The organism is Streptococcus pseudopneumoniae (genome assembly GCF_038148935.1).
Classification (GTDB): domain Bacteria; phylum Bacillota; class Bacilli; order Lactobacillales; family Streptococcaceae; genus Streptococcus; species Streptococcus pseudopneumoniae_U.
The window spans coordinates 1-2,694 of record NZ_JBBJZX010000144.1 but is presented as its reverse complement, the minus strand read 5'-3'; the positions used below and the strand labels follow the sequence as shown (position 1 = coordinate 2,694).

Below are 2,694 nucleotides of genomic sequence, written 5' to 3'. Positions count from 1 at the left end.
CCCTCTAACTAAGGGTTCTCAGTCAATAATTTTATTCATTTTTCGATCAAAATCATAGCGCCCCATCATGACAACATGGTCACAATTACTGCATTTGATTTTGATATCTGCCCCTACACGTGTAATTTCCCAACGATTTGCTTTTTTACCAGTTGACTTGATAGTACAAGCATGTGGTTTTTTCATCTCAACAAAATTTCCAACTTGATACATACTACTCTCCTTTTCTTTTTCGATTATATCATAAAAGAGGCGAGCCAGGCTCAACCTCTTTCACTTAATTTGTACGAACTGGTGTAATGAGCTGCATGAAATCTTCGTCAGTATCTGCTGGAACAAGAGTAAATGGACGAACAGCTGAGATAAAGCTAATGGTCACCTTTTCGCTATTTAAAGCCTTGAGTGAATCAATCAAGTAAGTTGGGTTGAAACTAATAGTCAAATCTTCACCAGTCACCTGATCAGTATCAATTTCTTCGTTTACTTTACCAACTTCTGGAGAGTGAACATGGGCGCTAACAATCCCATCTTTAATTTCAAGTTTCACAGTACCATTTTGAGTCGCACTTGATAAAAGACGAGCACGCTCCATTGACTGTCGTAAGTTTACAACATCAAAAGTAATAGTAGTGTTAAAGTCTGTTGGAATCAAGCGATCTGTATCAGGATAGTTTCCTTCTAGGAGACGAGTATAGAAGCTAATATTTTCGCTTCTAAAGAGAATTTGGTTATTGGCAAAGAAAATCTCTACAGTTTCAATATCATCTGTAAATACCGCTGAAAATTCGCGTAGAGAACGGCTAGGAATGACAACATCAAAATCATCACTATTTTTCTCAAGCGTTAATTTTTTCTGGCTTAGACGATGAGAGTCTGTTGCAACTGTTTTTAACTCTTTGTGTTGACTCAATACAAAATGAACACCTGTCAAAATTGGACGACTCTCTTGTGTACTTGCAGCAAAAGCTGTTTCATTGATAATTTTCTTGAGTAATTTTGTTTCAAGAACCAAAGGAGTGCTTGCTGAAATTTCTTGGATTCGTGGGTACTGTTCGCTATCTTTTCCTTTTAGGGTAATTTCTGATTTGCCACTGGTTAAAACAATTTGATTTTGTTCAATTTCTTTAAAATCAAGAGTCACATCAGGTAGACTAGATACAACATTGATAAAGAAAGAAGCTTCAAGAAGGATCGAACCTAAAGAAGTAATTAACAAACCAGCATCTTCATTTTTTTGAGAAATAAAATTTTCAATTGAAATCTGACCATTTGAACCAATTAAAGTAACACCTTCGTTGGTCACGTCAATTTTGACAGTTGATAAAATAGGAATGGCATTTTTAGAACTAATAGCTCTCTTAGTAATATTTAATGCTTGTAGAAATAAATTTTTATTAATTGAAAAATGAATCATGGATTCTCCTTTATTTATTTTTAGTATTAGAAGGATAATAGTAATAATAGAGTCTGTGAAATCTGTGGAAAACAGACTTTAAACAAGTCATATCAAGTTTTTGGGCTTGTTTAAAAAATGTGGATAAAAAAGATAATAAAGTAAAAGTTATCCACAAGTTATTTGATTTTCTTTTTGATTGATTCAATTTCTAAGCGTAAATTATCGTCTTCATCAATCAAAGATTTAATTTTAGCATGGGCATGAATAACTGTTGTGTGATCTTTACCACCAAATTCCTTCCCAATTTTTGGAAGACTATTATCTGTTAGTTCTCTAGATAAATACATGGCTACTTGACGGGCTAACACAATATTTTGAAGGCGTCTACTTCCCTTCATTTCTTTGACGCTGACACCATAAAAGTTACCAACTTCATTTTGGATTTTATCAATTGGGATAACGAGCATTTGGCTAACATCTTGTTTGCGAGCTCTAATGGCTTCTGCAGCAATATCAATAGTGATATCCTTGATGTTTTTTACTCGGGCAATTAAAGTGATGTCGTTGATAGCTCCCTCAAGATCTCGAACATTTGAATCAAATTGCCCAGCTAGGTATTCTAGAGTATCACTTTGGAAATTGTAGCCTAAATGTTCCGTTTTACTTTGTAAAATGGCAATACGTGTTTCAAAGTCAGGGGGTGTAATAGTTTGTGTTAATCCCCAACTAAAGCGCGTGACAAGCCTCTCCTCGAGCCCTTCTAAATGTTTTGGACTACGATCACTGGTTAGGACAATCTGTTTTTGCTTGTCATGAAGGGCGTTAAAGGTATTGAAAAATTCTTCCTGAGTTGCAACTTTTTTTCCGCTGAGTGACTGAATATCATCGATTAACAAAAGATCAAGACTGCGGTAGGTTTTTTTAAACTTTTCCATTTCCCCAAGTCTTAGGTGATCCAGAAAGTCATTAATAAAGCTTTCAGCAGGGATATATTTAACACGCGCATTCGGAATATTTTTTAGAATTTCATTTCCAATAGCGTTTAACAGGTGAGTCTTACCAAGCCCAGGTCCTCCATAGATAAAAAGAGGGTTATAGGTCAGAGCCAAATCTTCAGAGACAGCCAAAGCGGCTGATACTGCCCAAACATTTCCATCCCCTTGAATAAAATTATCAAAGGTATACTTTTCTTTTAATCCCGTATCCGAATAAGGAATAGATGCTAACTTTGGACTATAATCATAAAGAGTTGAATTTGTAGCTTCTTCAACTTGTGAGATAGCCGTATCTTGAGGTTT

Annotated in this window: 3 protein-coding genes; all 3 read right to left on the bottom strand. The window is 35.2% G+C overall.

Annotated elements, in window-relative coordinates; translation table 11 throughout:
* Positions 1-18: 18 nt before the first annotated feature.
* The gene (locus tag WKI42_RS10070; protein ID WP_000285186.1) at positions 19-213 is read right to left on the bottom strand and encodes a DUF951 domain-containing protein; all 195 of its coding nucleotides are present in this window, start codon (positions 211-213) and stop codon (positions 19-21) included.
* Between the two features lie 64 nt (positions 214-277).
* On the bottom strand, positions 278-1,414 hold the full coding sequence (gene dnaN, locus WKI42_RS10065; RefSeq protein WP_049521563.1) for a DNA polymerase III subunit beta: 1,137 nt from the start codon (positions 1,412-1,414) through the stop codon (positions 278-280).
* Positions 1,415-1,572: 158 nt separating this feature from the next.
* Positions 1,573-2,694, bottom strand: a 1,122-nt coding sequence (gene dnaA, locus WKI42_RS10060; protein WP_368081853.1) for a chromosomal replication initiator protein DnaA, incomplete at its 5' end; no start/stop codon positions are given.

Excerpts from the sequence above, each read along its gene's own strand:
- WKI42_RS10070 (WP_000285186.1), bottom strand. The coding sequence starts at position 213 with ATGTATCAAGTTGGAAATTTTGTTGAGATGAAAAAACCACATGCTTGT.
- dnaN (WP_049521563.1), bottom strand. The coding sequence starts at position 1,414 with ATGATTCATTTTTCAATTAATAAAAATTTATTTCTACAAGCATTAAAT.